This window comes from Lactococcus sp. AK05, assembly GCF_041026685.1.
In the GTDB taxonomy this organism is placed as follows: domain Bacteria; phylum Bacillota; class Bacilli; order Lactobacillales; family Streptococcaceae; genus Lactococcus; species Lactococcus lactis.
Map to the genome: position 1 here is coordinate 156,098 of NZ_JBFTEI010000004.1, position 18,191 is coordinate 174,288.

Below are 18,191 nucleotides of genomic sequence, written 5' to 3' on the forward strand. Positions count from 1 at the left end.
TTTATTATTTACTTAAAATTTCAATGGTATTGACAAGTTCATCTTTATTAATTTCAACAACTTCACCTGTCGCACGAATTTTAACTTCAACAACACCCTCAGCAGCTTTTTTACCGATTGTCACACGAACTGGCAAACCAATCAAATCGCTGTCAGCAAATTTAACACCTGCACGTTCATTACGGTCATCTACTAAGACCTGATAACCTTTGCCACGCAATTTTTCTTCAAGTTCAGAAGTCAATTCCATTGCTGCTTCATCTTTAACATTAACTGGAACAAGATGAATATCAAATGGTGCTAATTCTTTAGGGAAATTAATTGACCAACTAAATTTAAATTCTTCTCTTGGCGTTTTTTCAACATAGATACGAGCAAATTGTTCCAAAATAGCTGAAAGCAAACGACTTACACCGATTCCGTAACAACCCATGAGCATTGGAATTGAACGACCATTCGCATCAAGAATATTGGCATTCATCGCTTCTGTATAGCGAGTTCCTAATTTAAAGATATGTCCAATTTCGATACCACGCGCAAATTTCAAAGTTCCACGGCCATCTGGTGAAATTTCACCTTCATTAACTGTACGTAAATCAACAAACTCTTCAACTTCATAATCACGGCCAAAGTTAGCATTTTTATAATGGAAACCATCAACGTTAGCTCCAACCACAGCATTTTTAATTTGTTCAACTTTGCGGTCAGCAATAATCTTGACATTTTCAAGCCCGATTGGTCCAAGTGAACCAAAATGAGCTCCAAATTTTTCTTCAACTTCTGCTTCACTGGCAGCTTCAATAAATGATGCTCCAAGATAATTGGTCAATTTGACTTCGTTGAGTTGGTCATTACCATTTAACAAAATAACCACTAATTCATCATCTGCGTGATAAACCAATGTTTTAACTGTTTGTTCTTCATCAATTTCAAGGAATTTTGAAACTTCATCAATTGTTTTAGCACCTGGTGTCGCTACTTTTTCAAGTTCAAGTTCTTCAGTATAAGCTACATTTGGTTCAAATTGACTGCTGGCCATTTCAATATTTGCCGCATAATCACCACCTTCAGCGTAGACAATTGTATCTTCACCGGCAATCAACCATTTGCCAAGTTCTTCTTTGATTTCTGAAAGGACAGATTCTGGAATTTCTTCGATTGATGTAATATTCTTACTCAAAACGAGCCATTTTTCAAGATTGATTCTATCATCTGTAATAGCAATAAATTCTTGGCTATCTTTACCACCCATTGCACCAGCATCGGCAATAATTGGTTTAAAGTTTAAGCCAGCACGTTCAAAGATTTTTTCGTAGGCTTTTTTGTAATCATTATATGTCTCGTCCAATGAATCTTGGTCAGCATGGTAGCTATAACCATCTTTCATCAAGAACTCACGACCGCGCAATAGTCCATAACGTGGACGTTTTTCATCACGGAATTTTGGAGCAATTTGGTAAACATTAAGTGGTAATTTTTTATAAGAAGTAATTTCATCACGGACAAGAGAAGTCATTGTTTCTTCATGTGTTGGTCCTAAAATGAAATCAGAATTATCACGGTTTTTTAATTTATATAAATCCTCACCGTATGTGTCATAACGGCCAGATTCACGCCAAAGGTCAGCTGTCAAAAGACTTGGGGCAAGAAGTTCTACTGCACCAATTTCGTCAAACTCTTCACGCATGATATTTTTCAACTTTTCAAGTACGCGGTTTGCTAATGGCAAGTAAGCATAAATTCCAGCTGAAACTTGACGAACATATCCTGCGCGCATAAGTAAAGCATGGCTGATAACCTGGGCATCAGAAGGCATTTCCCGAAGGGTTGGTATAAGCATTTTTGATTGTTTCATAATTTTAAAATTTCCTTTATGAGTTTGGTTCAGCTTCTTTCCTTTTGAAATAGAAGACGAATAGATATATTAATTTACAAAGGCTCGGAGAATATCATTCCATGTTACTGCTACAAAGAGCACAAGCATGAAGACAACTCCTACCATTGTGATGATTGATTCCTTTTCTTGTGAGAGTGCTTTGCCACGAATTGCTTCAATAATATTTAGGACAATTTTTCCACCATCAAGTACTGGAATAGGGAAAAGATTGACAATCCCTAAATTAATTGAAAGCATAGCTAAAAGATTAATAATCGTCGGCAAACCTGCTCTCGCGGCTTGGCCACTGAGTTGATATATAGCAACTGGACCACCAAGTTTATCAAGACTCGGTCGTGCAATCAAACTTCCTAAAGCTTTAAAGATTGCTGTAGCTGATTGGCCTGCTTGAACAAAGCCACCTGTAATCTTATCAAAGAAACCTGTTTTCATTGATTGCATAATGCCAACACGGTAACTTCCGTCCATTTTTTTAGGTGTAACTGATAAGGTTTCCGATTTGCCTGAACGGCTAACTTCAAGTTTTAATTCTTTTCCTTTAGAACCTGAAATTTCAGTAACAACATTGTTCCAATCTGCCGTTTTAGTTCCATTGACTGCTTCAATTTTATCACCAGCTTTTAAGCCTGCATTGTAAGCGGGTGTTCCTTTTTCAACTTGGCCAATAGCATTAGTAGTTGAAGGAACGCCTCCTTGCACAAAGGTTAGAACGATAAAAGCGATGATTCCTAAAATAAAGTTATTCAAAGGACCACCGAAGTTTGTCAACATTTTATGAAAGACACCGGCTGATTGATATTGAACATCGAGTGGTGCAATCCGAACTTCTGTTCCATCTTCTTCAATGATTGTTGCATCATGATCAACAGAATAACGTTTGATTTCCCCAAAAACTTCTCCTTCAATGAAAAGTTCTTTTTCAAAATCATATTCAGTAATCAACATTGGAATTGCTTCTTCTAATTCAACATGTTCTGACAGATTAATTCTTCTGACGATATTACTGACAGAATTTTCAGCTTCTGGATTTACTACTTCAGATTTACTGACAACAAGACTTGCAGCTTGTCCTTTTTTGATTTCAGTCTTGTCATCACCCCAACCAGCCAAACGAACATAGCCACCGAGTGGAAGAATTCTTATCGTGTAAAGTGTCCCATCTTTTGCTTGGTGAGCAAAAATTTTCGGGCCCATTCCAACGGCATATTCACGCACTAAGATTCCTGAACGTTTTGCCCACCAAAGATGGCCATATTCATGGATAGCGACAATAATACCAAAGATAATAATAAAAGTAATCAGTGTTTCTATCAATCGACTTCCTCCTTAAAATTAGAATAGTCCAAGTAGATGCATAATCGGGAAAACAAAAATTAAATTGTCAAAGCGGTCAAGAATTCCACCATGACCTGGTAAAATTTTACCTGAATCTTTTACGCCAAAGTGACGTTTAATACTTGATTCCACAAGGTCACCAATCTGACCAACCACTGAAAAGATAATTGTAAAGATAACAAGTTTCACAAAGCCAATTTGCGGCAATTCCTTAGTAAATAAGAAATACATGACTAAGGCAACAACAACGGCTGAAACAATTCCTCCAACTGAACCGACCACTGTTTTATTTGGTGAAACAGATGGCAAAAGTTTTTGTGGAAAGCGGTCTTTAAGCGAGCGACCAAAAGCATAGGCCCCGATATCTGTCGCCCAAACGATAAATAGAGCTAAAAAGACAATATAAACACTTGTTTGACGTGCTGTCAGTAAATTTTGAAAACCAATCCCTACATAGAAAGCCGAAAGAAAAGGAAAACCAACATCAACAAAAGAATATTTCCCGTTTGAAAGGACCATTCCTGTTAACATCATGAATAAAAAGAGTGTAAAGAGCATCACTCCCCCGTCAGCATTTAGACCTAACCAATGTTTACCGACTGGCAAAGCAAGTGACAAAGCAGCTAAAGTCGCTAAAATTCCTTCAAATGAAAAAACTTGTAATTTATACATTCTAAATAGCTCTTGCATTGCAATAATAACAAGCAGAGCGACTAAAATTTGAAAGTAAGCTCCTCCAAGAAGCAAGAGGGCTAAAAATATTCCTCCCGCAACCACTCCTGTGATAATTCGTTGCATCATTATTTGACTCCTCCATATCTGCGGTCACGCTTTTGAAAAGCAGAAATAGCCTTGTCCAATTCTTTATCATCGAAATCTGGCCAAGCAGTTTGCGCAAAATATAATTCACTATAAGCTGACTGCCAAGTCAAGAAATTAGACATTCTTTGTTCACCAGATGTTCTGATAATCAAGTCTGGATCCCGAAGATTTTCAGGCAAAACAGCGGTTTGTAGATGTTTTGACAACTCTTCTTCTGTCAGTAAACTTAAATCCTGACCACTTTTAGCAAGCTCTTGAATGGCTAAAATAATATCACGACGGCCACCATAATTCATTGCAAAATTCAAAATCATTCCGTCATTTTCAGAAGTTTCTTGAGCCGCACGGTCAATTGAATCTAACGTTGCTTTTGGCAAACCTTCGCGTTCACCAATCATCCGAATCTGTATATTTTCTTCTTTTAAAACTGGAACATATTTACTATAAAAATCGATAGGTAAACTCATGATGAATTTCACTTCATCAACTGGTCTTGTCCAATTTTCTGTGGAAAAAGCATAAACGGTCATCACTTTTATGCCACGTCTCGCACCATGAACAGCAACATCTTTTAGCGAATCCATTCCTGCTTTGTGTCCAAAGATTCGTGGTTTCCCTTTCTGCTTAGCCCATCGTCCATTACCATCCATGATAATTCCGATATGCTCTGGAAGTAATTCTTCTTGCTCTTTATTTTTTAAGTTATTAAACATAGTACCTCACATGAGAATTTTATGCAAAAATATTTATCATAAATTCACCATTATGCTCTTTGGTTATTAAAGTTTTTTTACACCAAAGACTCTAAGAAAGAAATTCTCTTCTTCTTCTTATTTTTTTCTTTATCAATTTATTCAAAAACTTTCTCTACTGTTTTTTTCAAAAAAGACAGTATTACTTTTCCATTTTACCATATTTTAATATAGATTTGTATCTCAAATTTTATTGGTCAGTAATCATAAGTTATTCTATTTGCTAAAATCAACTGACAGATAAATCTGTCAGTAAAATATTTTATAAAAAAATCCTGTCAGTAACTGACAGGAAAATAAATTAAATCTATTTTCTCATTAAATGTAGAAAAGAGATTAGTTTTCTTCAATTGGGCTTTCCACTTTTGTTTCGGCCGGTGTTTCTTCAACAACAGTTGTTTCTGGTGTTACACCACTTTTAACAGTTTTTACGGCTGCACGGTCGAAAGTCAAAATCACACCTTCACAATCAAGTTCAATTGTTCCTTTTGCTGAATCAATGCTTGAAAGAATTCCGTGCAATCCACCAATTGTTACGATTTCTGAACCTGGTTGCATTGCATCCAATTGTTCTTGGCGTTTAGATTGTTGTTTCTTTTGTTGACGGTTCATGAAGAACATCATCCCACCCATAACGACAACGATAAAAATAAGAGATAAGCCTGACATTTCTGTCTCCTTTATAAGTTTTATTCAAATTTAAGTTCATTTTCGAACATTCTTCTTATTCTATCATAGTTTGAAAACTCTGTCAAATCAGGCTTTAGAGATGTTTACTTGCTTCTCGAATTGAAAGTTTCGCCATTTTATTTTCATGTTCTTCAATAAATTTTATGACCCAAGCAGAATTTGTTTTTGCCAAATCTCGCAAAGCCCAACCTATTGCTTTCGTAATAAAAAATTCATCAGCAAAAGAACTTCCTAAAAGATTTTTTTCAATATTATATGAAAGTAATTCTAAATCTGTTTGATTTTTAAAGCTTAATTGACAGTCAATTGCAATTCGTCGAACCCAAAAATTTTCGGCTTGAGCCCATTCTTTTACGAGAGTCTTGACCTGTTCATAAGCAGTTGAGTCATTTTCGGTCGCTTGTTTACGACCTGTCAGTAAAAGATGACCAATTAATTCATCTAAAGCATCAACCGTATCCCACCATGATTTACTGACAGTCAATTTTTTTATCTTTTCCATGTCATCAAAAATAAGCCATTTCTTCATTTGATGAAGATAATCTAAAGCCAGATATTGAAATTCACGCTCAGGCAAATTCCAAAATTCAAAAACAAGCTCCCAATCAATTTGCTTATCTCCCTTTTTTTCCTTTAGAAAATCTTTTGCCAAAAGACGTCTTTCTGGCGTTTTTAAACCAATAAATTCAAACTGGTGACGCAAATATGCTGCTTGTTTTTCAGCATTTTCTTCATTCTTATATTGGCGGAACTCTTCTATAATATTAATCATTTCATTCCTTTCAAATTTTTACTTATGATAAGCCGAACCTCGATTAATCATTTGTGCCCGATAAATTTGTTCTACTAAAACCAGACGCATCAGTTGATGAGGAAGTGTCATTCGCCCAAAAGAAATTTGCAAATCACTTCGTTGATAGACTTCCTTTGAAAGTCCTAAAGAGCCTCCAATTACAAAAACAAGATTTCCTGTTCCGTAAACTTCAGCTTTCTTCACAAAATCAGCCACTTCCTCTGATGACATTAATTTTCCTTGAATGGCTAAAATCGCTAACTGATCTCCTGCTTGAATCCGTGATAAAATTTTCTCACCTTCACGTTTTTTCAATGCCTCTGCTTCTTTTTCGGAAGCATTATCTGGAATTTTTTCATCTGCTAGCTCAATAATTTCAAGTGGCAGCATCGTTCCCATTCGTTTAACATATTCAGCAATTCCATCTTTTAAATACTTTTCTTTAAGTTTTCCAACAACTACTAATTTAATCTTCATTTTTATTTTTCCCTCTAAATTAAAACTTTATTACTTAAAAATTAACAACTTTTCCCCAGTTTTTTGATTACTTTTACACTTTCAAGAATAAAAACATTTATAAATTCTTAAATTTATTTTATAATTTTACCCTTTTCCCCCATTGAAAACAAGATGAAAACATGATTTATCAACATTTTTTTACTTTTTTCCACTTTTCTGTGGAAAACTTTATTAAAATATCCACTTATCCTCATTAATTTTTAGATTATCCACAAAAATGTGGAGAAACTATATTAGTTTGATTTTTGTTACTATTAAGGTATTATTAAGTGAGAGTAGATATAATTACATCATAGAAATGCTACAAAGAGTAATAATTGAAAGGAATTATTTATGGCAAAAGCTAATATAGGAAAATTGCTATTAACAGGTGTCGTGGGCGGAGCCATCGCACTTGGAGGAAGTGCAATCTATCAAAGCACTACAAATCAATCGGCAAATAATAGTCGTTCAAATACAACTAGTACAAAGGTTAGTAACGTTTCGGTAAATGTCAATACTGATGTTACCTCTGCAATTAAAAAAGTTTCAAATTCTGTCGTTTCTGTTATGAATTATCAAAAAGATAACTCACAAAGTAGTGACTTCAGTTCAATTTTTGGTGGAAATAGCGGTTCAAGTTCATCGACTGATGGCTTACAGCTTTCTAGTGAAGGCTCTGGTGTCATCTACAAAAAATCTGGTGGAGATGCCTACGTTGTAACTAACTACCACGTTATTGCTGGTAATAGCTCACTTGATGTTCTGCTTTCTGGTGGACAAAAAGTCAAAGCTTCTGTGGTTGGTTATGATGAATACACAGACCTTGCTGTTCTTAAAATCAGTTCTGAACATGTCAAAGATGTGGCGACATTCGCTGATTCTAGTAAATTAACAATTGGTGAACCTGCCATTGCCGTTGGCTCACCTTTAGGTAGTCAATTTGCTAATACCGCAACTGAAGGAATTTTATCTGCAACAAGCCGTCAAGTGACTTTGACCCAAGAAAATGGTCAAACAACTAATATCAATGCAATTCAAACAGATGCTGCCATTAACCCTGGTAACTCTGGAGGGGCTTTGATTAATATTGAAGGACAAGTTATTGGAATTACTCAAAGTAAAATTACAACAACTGAAGACGGTTCTACTTCTGTCGAAGGTTTAGGATTTGCGATTCCTTCTAATGATGTCGTAAATATCATTAATAAACTTGAAGCTGATGGTAAGATTTCACGCCCTGCTTTAGGTATCCGAATGGTTGACCTTTCACAATTATCAACAAATGACAGTTCTCAATTGAAATTACCAAGCAGTGTAACAGGTGGGGTTGTTGTTTACTCCGTCCAATCTGGACTTCCTGCTGCCTCAGCTGGTTTGAAAGCTGGAGATGTAATTACAAAGGTTGGCGATACAGCAGTAACTTCTTCAACAGACTTGCAAAGTGCTCTTTACTCACACAATATCAATGATACAGTAAAAGTTACTTATTATCGTGATGGTAAATCAAATACAGCAGATGTTAAACTTTCTAAATCAACCAGTGACTTAGAAACAAGCAGTTCATCTTCTTCTAATTAATAACTTAATAATTTAATAAAAGTCTTCTGTAAATAGAAGGCTTTTTTCATACTAAAGTCTGAAATTTTTAAAAATAATAAATTTCCATTTTTCTTTTATTGATTTATGGTAAAATAAAGTTAAGCATGAAAATTTTACTTTACTTAGAAGCCGAACAATTTTTGAGTCATTCAGGAATTGGTCGTGCAATGAAACATCAACAACGCGCCCTTGATTTAATGGGCATTGACTGGACAAAAAATCCTGAGGATGATTATGATATCCTCCATTTAAATACTTATGGCTTTAGCAGTTGGAAAATGTTAAAGAAAGCAAAAAAAGCTGGAAAAAAAGTAATCTTTCATGGTCATTCGACCAAAGAAGATTTTCAAAATTCCTTTATTGGCTCAAATATTGCTGCTCCTTTCTTTAAACAATATTTAATGCACTTTTATCGTGCTGCTGATTTAGTCATTACACCAACTGATTATTCTGCTAGTTTGCTCCGTTCTTACGGGATTAAATGTCCAATCTTACCTATTTCAAACGGAATTGATTTGACTAAATATTCTCGAAGTGAAGCCAAAGAGCAAGCCTTCCGTGAATATTTTTCACTAAAAGCTGACCAAAAAGTTGTCGTGACAGCTGCCCTTTATTTTAAACGTAAAGGGATAGATGATTTTATTAAAGTTGCTGAAAGAATGCCTGACGTGACTTTCATTTGGTTTGGTTATCAAAATCTTTGGACTATTCCTGGTTGGCTTCGTCGAATTGTTAAGAAAAATCATCCGAAAAATGTTCTTTTCCCAGGTTATATCAAGGGAGATATTTTTGAAGGAGCCATGTCTTCTGCAGATGCCTTCTTTTTCCCTTCTCGAGAAGAAACTGAAGGAATCGTTGTTCTTGAAGCACTTGCTAGTCACCAAAAAACTGTCGTTCGAGACATCCCAGTTTATCATGGCTGGCTTGATTCAACTTGTGTAAGTATGGCAACAGATGTTGAAGGTTTTGTCAATCAACTTCAGGATGTTTTAGATGGAAAGGTTGACAAGACAAAAGAGGCTTATCAAGTAGCTGAAAGTCGGACAATTGAAAAAGTTGCCCAACAATTAGCTGATGCTTATCAGCAAACTTTAGAACTTTAATTTTTAAAAATTACTGACAGAAAGAAAAAGTAGTTGCTGACCAAGCTGTCAGTAAAATTTTCTTACTAAAATTTTTGTCAGTAAAAAAATAAAAAATTTACAGAAATATAAACGGGAATTTATTTATGAGAGTTGGACTTTTTACAGATAGTTACTTTCCACAAATCAGTGGAGTAGCAACAAGTATTCGCACTTTGGCCCTAGAGCTTGAAAAATTAGGGCATGAGGTTTTCATTTTTACAACAACAGATCCAAATGCTGATGTGGACCACGAACGAAATATTATTCGGCTGCAATCCATTCCTTTTGTGAGCTTAGCAGAACGTAAAATTGTCCTCAAAGGTGTTTTTGCTGCTTATTTAATTGCTAAAGAATATGATTTAGATATCATCCATACGCAAACTGAATTTGGAATGGGAATTTTAGGTAAAATGGTTGCTGCTCAATTACGCATCCCTGTCATTCATACCTTACATACTAAGTATGAAGATTATGTTTACTACATCGCCAAAGGACGCTTAATCCGTCCAAGTATGGTTAAATACATTATTCGTAATTTCCTGCGTGGTACTGAAGCGATTATTTGTCCAAGTGAAATGGTTTTGGAAACTGTCAATAGTTACGGCGTCACTCTTCCTAAACGTGTCATTCCAACAGGAATTGAAATTGACCGTTTTAAACGTGATGACATTAAACCTGAAGAAACAGCAAAATTAAGAGTCGAGCTTGGTCTTGCAGAAAATGAAATCATGTTGCTCAGTCTCTCACGGATTGCGGCTGAAAAAAATATCCAAGCAGTGATTCATGCATTACCAGATATTTTAGAAGAGTTTCCCGTGAAACTTGTAATCGTTGGTCATGGCCCGTATGCGGAAAATCTTAAAGAATTAGTTAAAGAACTTGAACTTACTGATAAAGTTGTCTTCACAGGCCCTGTTGAAAATGAGAAAACAGCCTATTACTATAAAGCTGCTGACTTCTTCATTTCTGCTTCTACTTCAGAAACCCAAGGCTTGACTTATCTTGAAGCAATGGCAGCAGGGACAAGAGTCTTAGCTGCTAAAAATCCTTATTTGTCTGAATTAATTAACGATGATGAATTTGGACAACTCTTCGTTGGTGATGATGATTTAGCTGAAGTTACCAAAAAGGCAATTCGTGATTTACATCCCATTGATAAAGATAAATTTGAAAAGAAACTTTATGAAATTTCAGCGGAAAATTTTGCTAAAAAAGTTTATCTCTTCTATATTGACACCATTATTGAATACAATAATCTTAAATCTATTGAGGCGGAGCATTTTCCAATGAAAATGGAAGATACCATTCGTCAAATGCCAGTTACTGTTAAACGTTCACTTAAAAGAGAACAAATTCGAGCAAAATATTTTGCCAGAAAAGCCAGTAAACTTGCCAAAAATCTACAAAGTTATGTTAAAATAGATAAGGACAAAGAACAGGACTAATGGGGTCAATCCTAAGAACTGTCCCTTTGAAAAACAATTGGAAGTAAAAAACAATTTTATAAAAACAGAGTTTTGCTTTGCAGAACACCGAAAGGAATTTTTAAGAAATGAAATCACATTTGTTAGCAATTATGAATCGCTTAAACCGTTTGGTTGAAGGTGGTGACCCAAAAGAAACTTATAATTTTGAACGTGAAGGCGAAGTAATGCTTACTGTAAGTTACAGTCCAGAAGATGAAGCTTTTGCTTTGCGTTATCCTAAACAAAAAGATGCTTCATTGTTCGATGATATCGACCTTGTTGCCATTGAAATTTATGATATGATTTATTAAAAAGTTACTGATGAAAAGATTAGGATAAACCTAAGAGCTTTCATCAGTATTTTTTATCCTAATTCTAACATTTCTTAAATGTTGTTGAACTTTTACTTTTTTTATAGTAGAATATCAATAAAATATATTGGAGATATTTATGAAAAAGAAAATTTGGATGTCCCTGGGGCTTGCTGCACTTGCAGTTTTTTCCCTTTCTGCTTGCTCAACTAAAAACTCTGATGAGGCCAAAAAGGCCTTTATTTCAGATACAGTTGCCTTGAATAATTCTAAAGACTATAATGCTCAAAAAGTAAAAGTTGATGTTAATGAATTCAAAATTCATGGTGGTGGAGATAATTCTGAATTCAATAAGATTTTTAACAAGGGTGCTGGACTCGATTTTAATATTGGACTTGATAAGACTAACCAACTTGCGGTTCTTGATGGAAAATTGACAGTCGCTAAAAAAGATTATGATTTAGGATTTATGATGTCACAAAAAGGGCTTTATATTAGTAGTTCAGACATTAAATCACTTTATGATAATAATAAGGCAATGATCCCAAGCTCTGCTGGTGGTGTAGCCACCATCTATGGCGCAATGATTGACAGTCTTGATAAATCTTACTTACTCATTGATTCGCAAACGCTTGATTCAAATGTTCAATCTTCTAAAGATAATTGGGAATCAACGCTTAAACAACTTTTTGAATCAAACTCAAAAATGAGTGAAGCTGATTTAGAGAAGCAATATAAAGAGATTCCCAATTCTGATTTTACTAAATCTGGTGATAAAGTAAACGTGAATTTTTCTGGTAAAGATATTGACCTCAATGATTTAATCAATAATTTGAGTGCTACTTATTCTATTCCTAAAGAACAAACAGAGCGATTAATCAAAGAAAGTAAAAATATTGATATCAGCAAACTTTCTGTTAAATTAACTGTAGATAAAAAATCTCATGAAATGACTGGAAAACTGACTGGTAGTATTTCTAATACAAAAGAAAAAACAAATGCTGATCTTGACATTTCTTTAGCCTCAACGCGTGGTAAACTAAAAGAAACACTTAAAGAGCCCGCTGCTACAGACACTAATACACTCGAAGAAGTGCAAAATGCAGCCATTGAAAAGTTAATGACCCAAGCAAGCGCAGCTTAATTAAAAAAGTTACTGACAGAAATTTCTGTCAGTAACTTTTTTAATGTTTTCCATAATAAATTTCATCAATTTCATCAGTGTAAGTTCCGTCATCATTATGAACAATCAAAGGCGGTAAGAAAATTTCGCCTCCTTCTTTGCCGTCTTTAATCGCATCAATCAATAAAATATTTGCTGGTTGATTTGCCTTAGGATAAACAAATTGAATCCATTTAGGTTGCAAATTATTAGCACGCATTTTGTCTACAATTTCTAAAAAACGCTCTGGTCTATGAACGATGGCAATATGTCCGTTTGTTTTGAGTAATTTTTTACTGACAGAAAAAATTTCATCCAGATTTGTCGTCAATTCATGACGGGCCAAAGTATAATGCTTACTTTCATTTAAATGACTTTCATCTGAATCCACTTTAAAATAAGGTGGATTACAAAAAATCAAATCTGCACTTGAAGTATGAAGATGGTCAAGCGCCCGATTAAGATTATCATTAATGACAGACATTCTGTCAGTAAGTCCATTGAGTTCAATTGAACGAGTTGCCATATCAGCCAAACGTTCTTGAATCTCTAATTCAATAATTTGAGCATTTGTTTTAGAACTCGCAAAAAGTCCGACAGCTCCATTTCCCGCACATAAATCTACAATGTTACCCCGTTTTGGTAAGCGCGGAAATCGAGCCAACAAAATCGCATCAATGCTAAAAGAAAAAACCTCTCGGCTTTGAATAATTTTTACCCCACTGCTGGCGATTTCATCAATTCTCTCATCCATGTTCAATTCGATATTTTCCATAATTTTATTATAACACAGCCAGTAAGGCGAAACAAAATTTCGTGCTGTTGACTCTCCGTCTAATTACTATTTCGCTACCTTCGTCAGCTGAATTGACTATACTCTCTACGGCAGTAAACTGCCAAGTTCTAGTGGCAATCAAGTCCCATCGGGCTTAACGGGTTGCCTTTCGACTAATCCGAAAAAGGGCACATCCAGCGAAGATATGGGCAATGAGTGTTATAACATAGCCCCTAACCCATCTTCTAACAGTACCCATTAAAAAACGATAATCAGCCCCAGCTAATTATCGTTTTTATTTATTGTTTTTTGTCAATAAACGTGAAGGAGTGAACGGTTTAATTCTATCAATAATCTTTATTATTTAGCTTCATACCATGTCTTACCAGTATTTTCATCCACTTTTAATGGGACAGCAAGTTCGATTGCTTCTTCCATCGTTTGTTTTACCAAGGCTTTAATTTCATCTAATTCCTCTAAAGGAACATCAAGGATAATTTCATCGTGTACTTGCAATAATAATTTTGATTTAAAATCACGAGCACTCAAAGCTTTATCCAAATTAATCATCGCAATTTTTAAGATATCAGCTGCCGAACCTTGAATTGGTGAATTAATAGCTGTCCGTTCTGCAAAACCACGAACATTAAAATTACGAGCATTAATATCTGGGATCTTACGACGACGGTGACTCATTGTTTCAACAAAGCCTTTGTCTCGTGCCTCGCGAACAATATTTTCCATATAGGTTTTAATCCCAGGATAACGTTCAAAATAAGTTTCAATGTAATTTTTAGCATCTTTTCTTGTAATTCCAAGATTTCTTGCTAAACCAAAATCGGAAATTCCATAGACTACTCCAAAATTGACTGCTTTAGCATTTCTACGATCATTAGCAGTCACATCTTCTGCTTTTTCAATGCCGAAAACACGCATAGCCGTTGAAGTATGGATATCAGCTCCATGTTTAAAGGCATCAATTAAATGTTCATCCCCAGAAATATGTGCCAAAACCCGCAATTCAATTTGTGAATAGTCAGAACTCAATAAAAGCGAATCCTTGCTTGGGACAAAAGCTTTACGAATTTTTCGCCCCTCCTCAAGTCGAACAGGAATATTTTGTAAATTCGGGTCAACTGAGCTTAGACGTCCAGTTTGAGTCAAATCTTGAACATAACGTGTATGAATTTTTCCATCATCAGCAATTTGAGGAATCAGACCTTTCACGTAAGTTGATTGTACTTTATTGATTTGACGATATTCCAAAATTTTTGCTACAACGGGAGATAAAGCAGCTAAGTCTTCTAAAACATCCACTGCCGTTGAATAGCCTGTTTTTGTTTTCTTTCCAACCGGTAGCTGTAATTTTTCAAATAAAATCACACCCAACTGTTTTGGTGAATTAATATTAAATTCTTCACCAGCCAAGTCGTAAATTTCGCGCGTCAAAGAAGCCAATTTTTCTTCATTTTCCGCACCAATTTCTTCTAGTGTATTTTGTCTGACAGCAATCCCTGTAATTTCCATTTTTGCTAAAACTTCTGCCAATGGTAATTCCATATCATACAAAAGATGCTCTTGTTCATTTTCAAGCAATTCAGCCATCATTTTTTCTTTGGCCAAGGCAAGCACTTTAATTTTACGAGCTAAATGTTCAAATAAAACCGCATCATCAGGTAAAGCAATTTTTGTACCTTTGCCAAAAATTTCTTCATCCGTTGCCAAATGTCCGCTATTGAAAAGTCTTGCAATCGTCGAAATTTTATTATCTTCTGTTGTTGAAATTAGATATTTTGCAAGCATTGCATCAAATTTGACCAAAGGTAATTCGATATCCAAGTGACTCAAAAGTACCCGATTTTTCTTGAAATCATAAGTATTTTCAGGGAACTTCATTTTTGTCAGTAAATCTATATTTTTAGAAACATAAATTTTCTCAGCATTTCCCCAGGCAAAAGCCACAATTTGCTCACGATGATAATTTTCCCCTAAAGTTTCCAAATAGAAGAAATCATCAGCATTTACCTTTTCACTGATAGAGCCATCAGTAACTATTTCAAAATCAATTTCGTCAACAACTTTTTCGTCAGTAACTTCTCCACCAGCCTCAGCCAATAATTTACTTTTGAATTGAGCAAATCCCATTTCATCATAAAATTGACTAAGTTCATCAACCTTTTTACCTTTTAAAAGCGTATCATCTAAGCCAATTTCAATTGGAGCTTTCGTATTTATCGTTGCCAATTGTTGTGACAAAAAGGCCATTTCTTTGTCAGCAATTAGATTTTCTTTCATTTTGCTGGCTTTCAAAGAATCAACATTTTCATAAAGATTTTCAAGCGACCCAAACTCTTGCAAAAGTTTAAGACCAGTTTTTTCGCCAACTTTTGTCACGCCAGGGTAATTATCAGAAGAATCGCCCATTAATGCTTTTAAATCAATAAATTGGGCTGGAGTCAATCCCATTTTTTCTAAAAGATAATCAGGTGTAAACTCCTCAAACTCAGCAACACCCTTCTTAGAAATTTCAACTCGCGTATTTCCATCCACAAGCTGAATCATATCCTTATCACCCGTCACAATAGTAACATCAAAATTAACATCTGGGGCTTCCGCCATTTTGTCCAAAGTCCCAATAATATCATCAGCCTCATAGTTAGCTAACTCATAATGACGAATTCCCAATTTCTCAATCATTTCCTTGATAAAAGGTAATTGCTCACGAAATTCATCTGGTGTTTTTGAACGTCCGCCTTTATAGTCAGCAAACATTTCCGTACGAAAAGTTGTTTTTCCTACATCAAATGCAATCAAAACATGTGTGGGCTCAATCCGTTCCATCAAAGAAGAAAGCATTGTATGAAATGCAAAAATAGCATTAGTATGTAACCCATTTGGCGCTTTAAAGCGATCTATCTGATTATATAGCGCAAAAAAGGCTCGAAAGGCAACCGATGACCCATCAATTAGTAAAAGTCTGTTCTTGTTCTCCATTTTATTTCCTATCTCTTCCATATTTCTATACTTTTATCCATTCATCTAGGTAAATATTATCTTAAAACACATAAAAACGAGCTTTACTAAATTATAACATTTTCACCACTTCTTTTGGAACTGCTCAACTTTAAGCATGGTCATTCAATTATTTTAAAAATAAATAATCAATAATCCTTGACATGGAACGCGTTCCATAATTTAAAATAGACTTAATCAAACAAAGGAGATTAATCACATGAAAATTAAACACATTTTTACAGATATGGATGGAACATTACTTGACTCACACGGAAGTGTATCAGACACGAACCACTGGTCTATTTATTACAGTGACCTTCCAATCACATTAGTTTCAGCCCGCAGTCCCTTAGAAATGAGCAATATTGTAGAAAAATTACAACTCACAACCCCTCAAATCGCCTTTAACGGGAACCTAACCTTCACCCAAAATCAATTTGGACTACAAATTATTGATAAAAATCCCCTAGCTTCAGAAACCGTCTCACAACTATTAAATTACATCTCAACAGAATTTCCCAATGTCAGCTTAAATTGGTACAGTCTTGCTCACTGGTACATTAACAAACAAGACAAAGGAACCTTTATCCAAAAAGCAATAACAGGTATAGAACCTAAAATCAAAGCCTTTGATGGTCAATCAGAAATATATAAAATAATGATGATTGTCTTTGATTCTCAAGAACTCTTACAACTTCAAGCTCAACTAAATAATCTAAACATCCCCAATATTTCACTTCAACAAAGCGGACAATGGTATTTAGAAATTACATCTAATAATAAAACAAAAGCCGACGCTGTACAATCAATACTTGATAATAAAAATTTAGACTTTCAGGAAATTGCCGCTATTGGTGATGGTCATAATGATATTCCACTTCTCCAATCAGCTGGACTCGCTATCGCCGTAGATAATGCTAACTCCGAGGTCAAAAAACATGTTAAAATGGTTGTAGCAAAAAATACTGAACATGGTGTTGCTGAAGCAATATCAGCTATTAATACCATTAACGAACAGGTGATATAATGACCTCTTTATCCGATTTATCGAAACTTAGCGGCTATTCAAAAGCTACCATCTCTCGTGCCCTTTCTGGGAACGGCTATGTTTCAAAAGAAACACGCAAAATTATTTTGGACTTAGCTAAAGAACTTGACTATACTCCCAATGCGATCGCACAGGATTTATCGGCTGGTACAACAAAAAATATTGGAGTAGTCCTCCCCTACGTCAAGCATCCGTTTTTTGGGCAAATATTAGAAGGAATTCTGGATAAAAGTTTTGAAACTGGTTATAAAATCGTCATCCTCCCTTCAAATTATGACCAAAATCTAGAAATTCAATACTTAGAACAACTCCGTAAAAAAGCATTTGAAGCATTGATTTTTACCTCAAGGGAAGTTTCTGAACAAACCGTTCATAAATACCAAAAATATGGCCCAATTATTTTATGCCATAAACCTAAAAGTAAAAAAATAGCCGCCAGTTATGCAGAAAGAAAAATTGGATATCGCAAAGCCCTAGAATGGCTTCAAGAACAAAATTGTAATAATATTGGGTTTCTCTTTGCACGTTATAAAAGTCCAACTACATCTGTTACTCTCCAAACCTATAAAGAAATATATGAAGAAAAAGTAAGAGATGAACAAATAAAAACAGGTGCAGTATCTTCAGCAGACGGTTACAAATTGGGGCCCCAACTTACACAATTTGATGCAATATTTGCAAATTCTGATGATATTGCTGCAAATGTTTGGCGTTGGTTTGAACAAAAAAAATTACCTAAACCTGTTATTATTGGTCAAGAAGCCTTAATATCAGGTCAGGTTCTCAATATTCCAACCGTAAATAATCACTTTCAACAAGTAGGACATTGCGCATTTGAATTGGCTATTTCCAAAGAAATTCAGCAACTAGCAATTAAATCAGAGTTTATTCTAAATCGTTA

16 protein-coding genes are annotated in these 18,191 nt (G+C 34.9%); 7 read left to right on the plus strand and 9 right to left on the minus strand.

The features are described 5' to 3' along the window. Positions 1 to 4 precede the first annotated feature (4 nt). From AB6B24_RS09440 to rlmH, 7 genes are all read right to left on the minus strand, one after another. On the minus strand, positions 5 to 1,855 hold the full coding sequence (locus tag AB6B24_RS09440; RefSeq protein WP_003130592.1) for a proline--tRNA ligase: 1,851 nt from the start codon (positions 1,853 to 1,855) through the stop codon (positions 5 to 7). A 69-nt stretch (positions 1,856 to 1,924) separates the two neighbouring features. After that, positions 1,925 to 3,211 (minus strand): RIP metalloprotease RseP, encoded by a 1,287-nt coding sequence (gene rseP / locus AB6B24_RS09445; RefSeq protein WP_033900700.1) that lies wholly within the window; start codon positions 3,209 to 3,211, stop codon positions 1,925 to 1,927. Between the two features lie 18 nt (positions 3,212 to 3,229). Further along, positions 3,230 to 4,033, minus strand: a complete 804-nt coding sequence (locus AB6B24_RS09450) for a phosphatidate cytidylyltransferase (RefSeq protein WP_003130590.1) — start codon at positions 4,031 to 4,033, stop codon at positions 3,230 to 3,232. Then, on the minus strand, positions 4,033 to 4,767 hold the full coding sequence (locus tag AB6B24_RS09455; RefSeq protein WP_003130589.1) for an isoprenyl transferase: 735 nt from the start codon (positions 4,765 to 4,767) through the stop codon (positions 4,033 to 4,035). The genes AB6B24_RS09450 and AB6B24_RS09455 overlap by 1 nt, the downstream gene beginning before the upstream one ends. A 375-nt stretch (positions 4,768 to 5,142) precedes the next feature. Further along, entirely contained in the window at positions 5,143 to 5,475 is a 333-nt protein-coding gene (yajC, locus tag AB6B24_RS09460) for a preprotein translocase subunit YajC (RefSeq protein ID WP_003130588.1), read from the minus strand. Positions 5,476 to 5,569: 94 nt separating this feature from the next. Beyond that, entirely contained in the window at positions 5,570 to 6,268 is a 699-nt protein-coding gene (locus AB6B24_RS09465) for a DNA alkylation repair protein (protein ID WP_311805818.1), read from the minus strand. Positions 6,269 to 6,286: 18 nt separating this feature from the next. Then, complete coding sequence (gene rlmH, locus AB6B24_RS09470; protein ID WP_003130585.1) at positions 6,287 to 6,766, minus strand: 23S rRNA (pseudouridine(1915)-N(3))-methyltransferase RlmH; 480 nt, start codon at positions 6,764 to 6,766, stop codon at positions 6,287 to 6,289. Between the two features lie 375 nt (positions 6,767 to 7,141). Here rlmH and AB6B24_RS09475 point away from each other — a divergent pair, with 375 nt between their 5' ends. The 5 genes from AB6B24_RS09475 to AB6B24_RS09495 all read left to right on the plus strand — a co-directional run bounded on the left by AB6B24_RS09475 (position 7,142) and on the right by AB6B24_RS09495 (position 12,434). Next, on the plus strand, positions 7,142 to 8,368 hold the full coding sequence (locus tag AB6B24_RS09475; protein ID WP_012898631.1) for a S1C family serine protease: 1,227 nt from the start codon (positions 7,142 to 7,144) through the stop codon (positions 8,366 to 8,368). A gap of 125 nt (positions 8,369 to 8,493) precedes the next feature. Beyond that, positions 8,494 to 9,492, plus strand: coding sequence for a glycosyltransferase family 4 protein (locus AB6B24_RS09480; RefSeq protein ID WP_311805820.1), 999 nt, complete (start codon positions 8,494 to 8,496; stop codon positions 9,490 to 9,492). Between the two features lie 125 nt (positions 9,493 to 9,617). Continuing rightward, entirely contained in the window at positions 9,618 to 10,958 is a 1,341-nt protein-coding gene (locus AB6B24_RS09485; RefSeq protein ID WP_311805822.1) for a glycosyltransferase family 4 protein, read from the plus strand. 107 nt (positions 10,959 to 11,065) lie between these two features. After that, positions 11,066 to 11,290 (plus strand): YkuJ family protein, encoded by a 225-nt coding sequence (locus AB6B24_RS09490; protein WP_003130579.1) that lies wholly within the window; start codon positions 11,066 to 11,068, stop codon positions 11,288 to 11,290. 139 nt (positions 11,291 to 11,429) lie between these two features. Beyond that, positions 11,430 to 12,434, plus strand: a complete 1,005-nt coding sequence (locus tag AB6B24_RS09495) for a hypothetical protein (RefSeq protein WP_311805824.1) — start codon at positions 11,430 to 11,432, stop codon at positions 12,432 to 12,434. A gap of 40 nt (positions 12,435 to 12,474) precedes the next feature. On the opposite strand, the gene AB6B24_RS09500 is transcribed toward AB6B24_RS09495, so the two are convergent. Then, on the minus strand, positions 12,475 to 13,227 hold the full coding sequence (locus AB6B24_RS09500; protein ID WP_311806857.1) for a tRNA1(Val) (adenine(37)-N6)-methyltransferase: 753 nt from the start codon (positions 13,225 to 13,227) through the stop codon (positions 12,475 to 12,477). Positions 13,228 to 13,587: 360 nt separating this feature from the next. After that, on the minus strand, positions 13,588 to 16,221 hold the full coding sequence (gene polA, locus AB6B24_RS09505; protein WP_311805828.1) for a DNA polymerase I: 2,634 nt from the start codon (positions 16,219 to 16,221) through the stop codon (positions 13,588 to 13,590). Between the two features lie 238 nt (positions 16,222 to 16,459). On the opposite strand from polA, the gene AB6B24_RS09510 reads away from it, so the two are divergent. Together AB6B24_RS09510 and AB6B24_RS09515 are read left to right on the plus strand one after the other, a co-directional pair. Beyond that, on the plus strand, positions 16,460 to 17,269 hold the full coding sequence (locus tag AB6B24_RS09510; protein ID WP_311802829.1) for a Cof-type HAD-IIB family hydrolase: 810 nt from the start codon (positions 16,460 to 16,462) through the stop codon (positions 17,267 to 17,269). Beyond that, positions 17,269 to 18,191, plus strand: a 923-nt coding sequence (locus tag AB6B24_RS09515; RefSeq protein WP_311805830.1) for a LacI family DNA-binding transcriptional regulator, incomplete at its 3' end; no start/stop codon positions are given. The genes AB6B24_RS09510 and AB6B24_RS09515, both read left to right, overlap by 1 nt.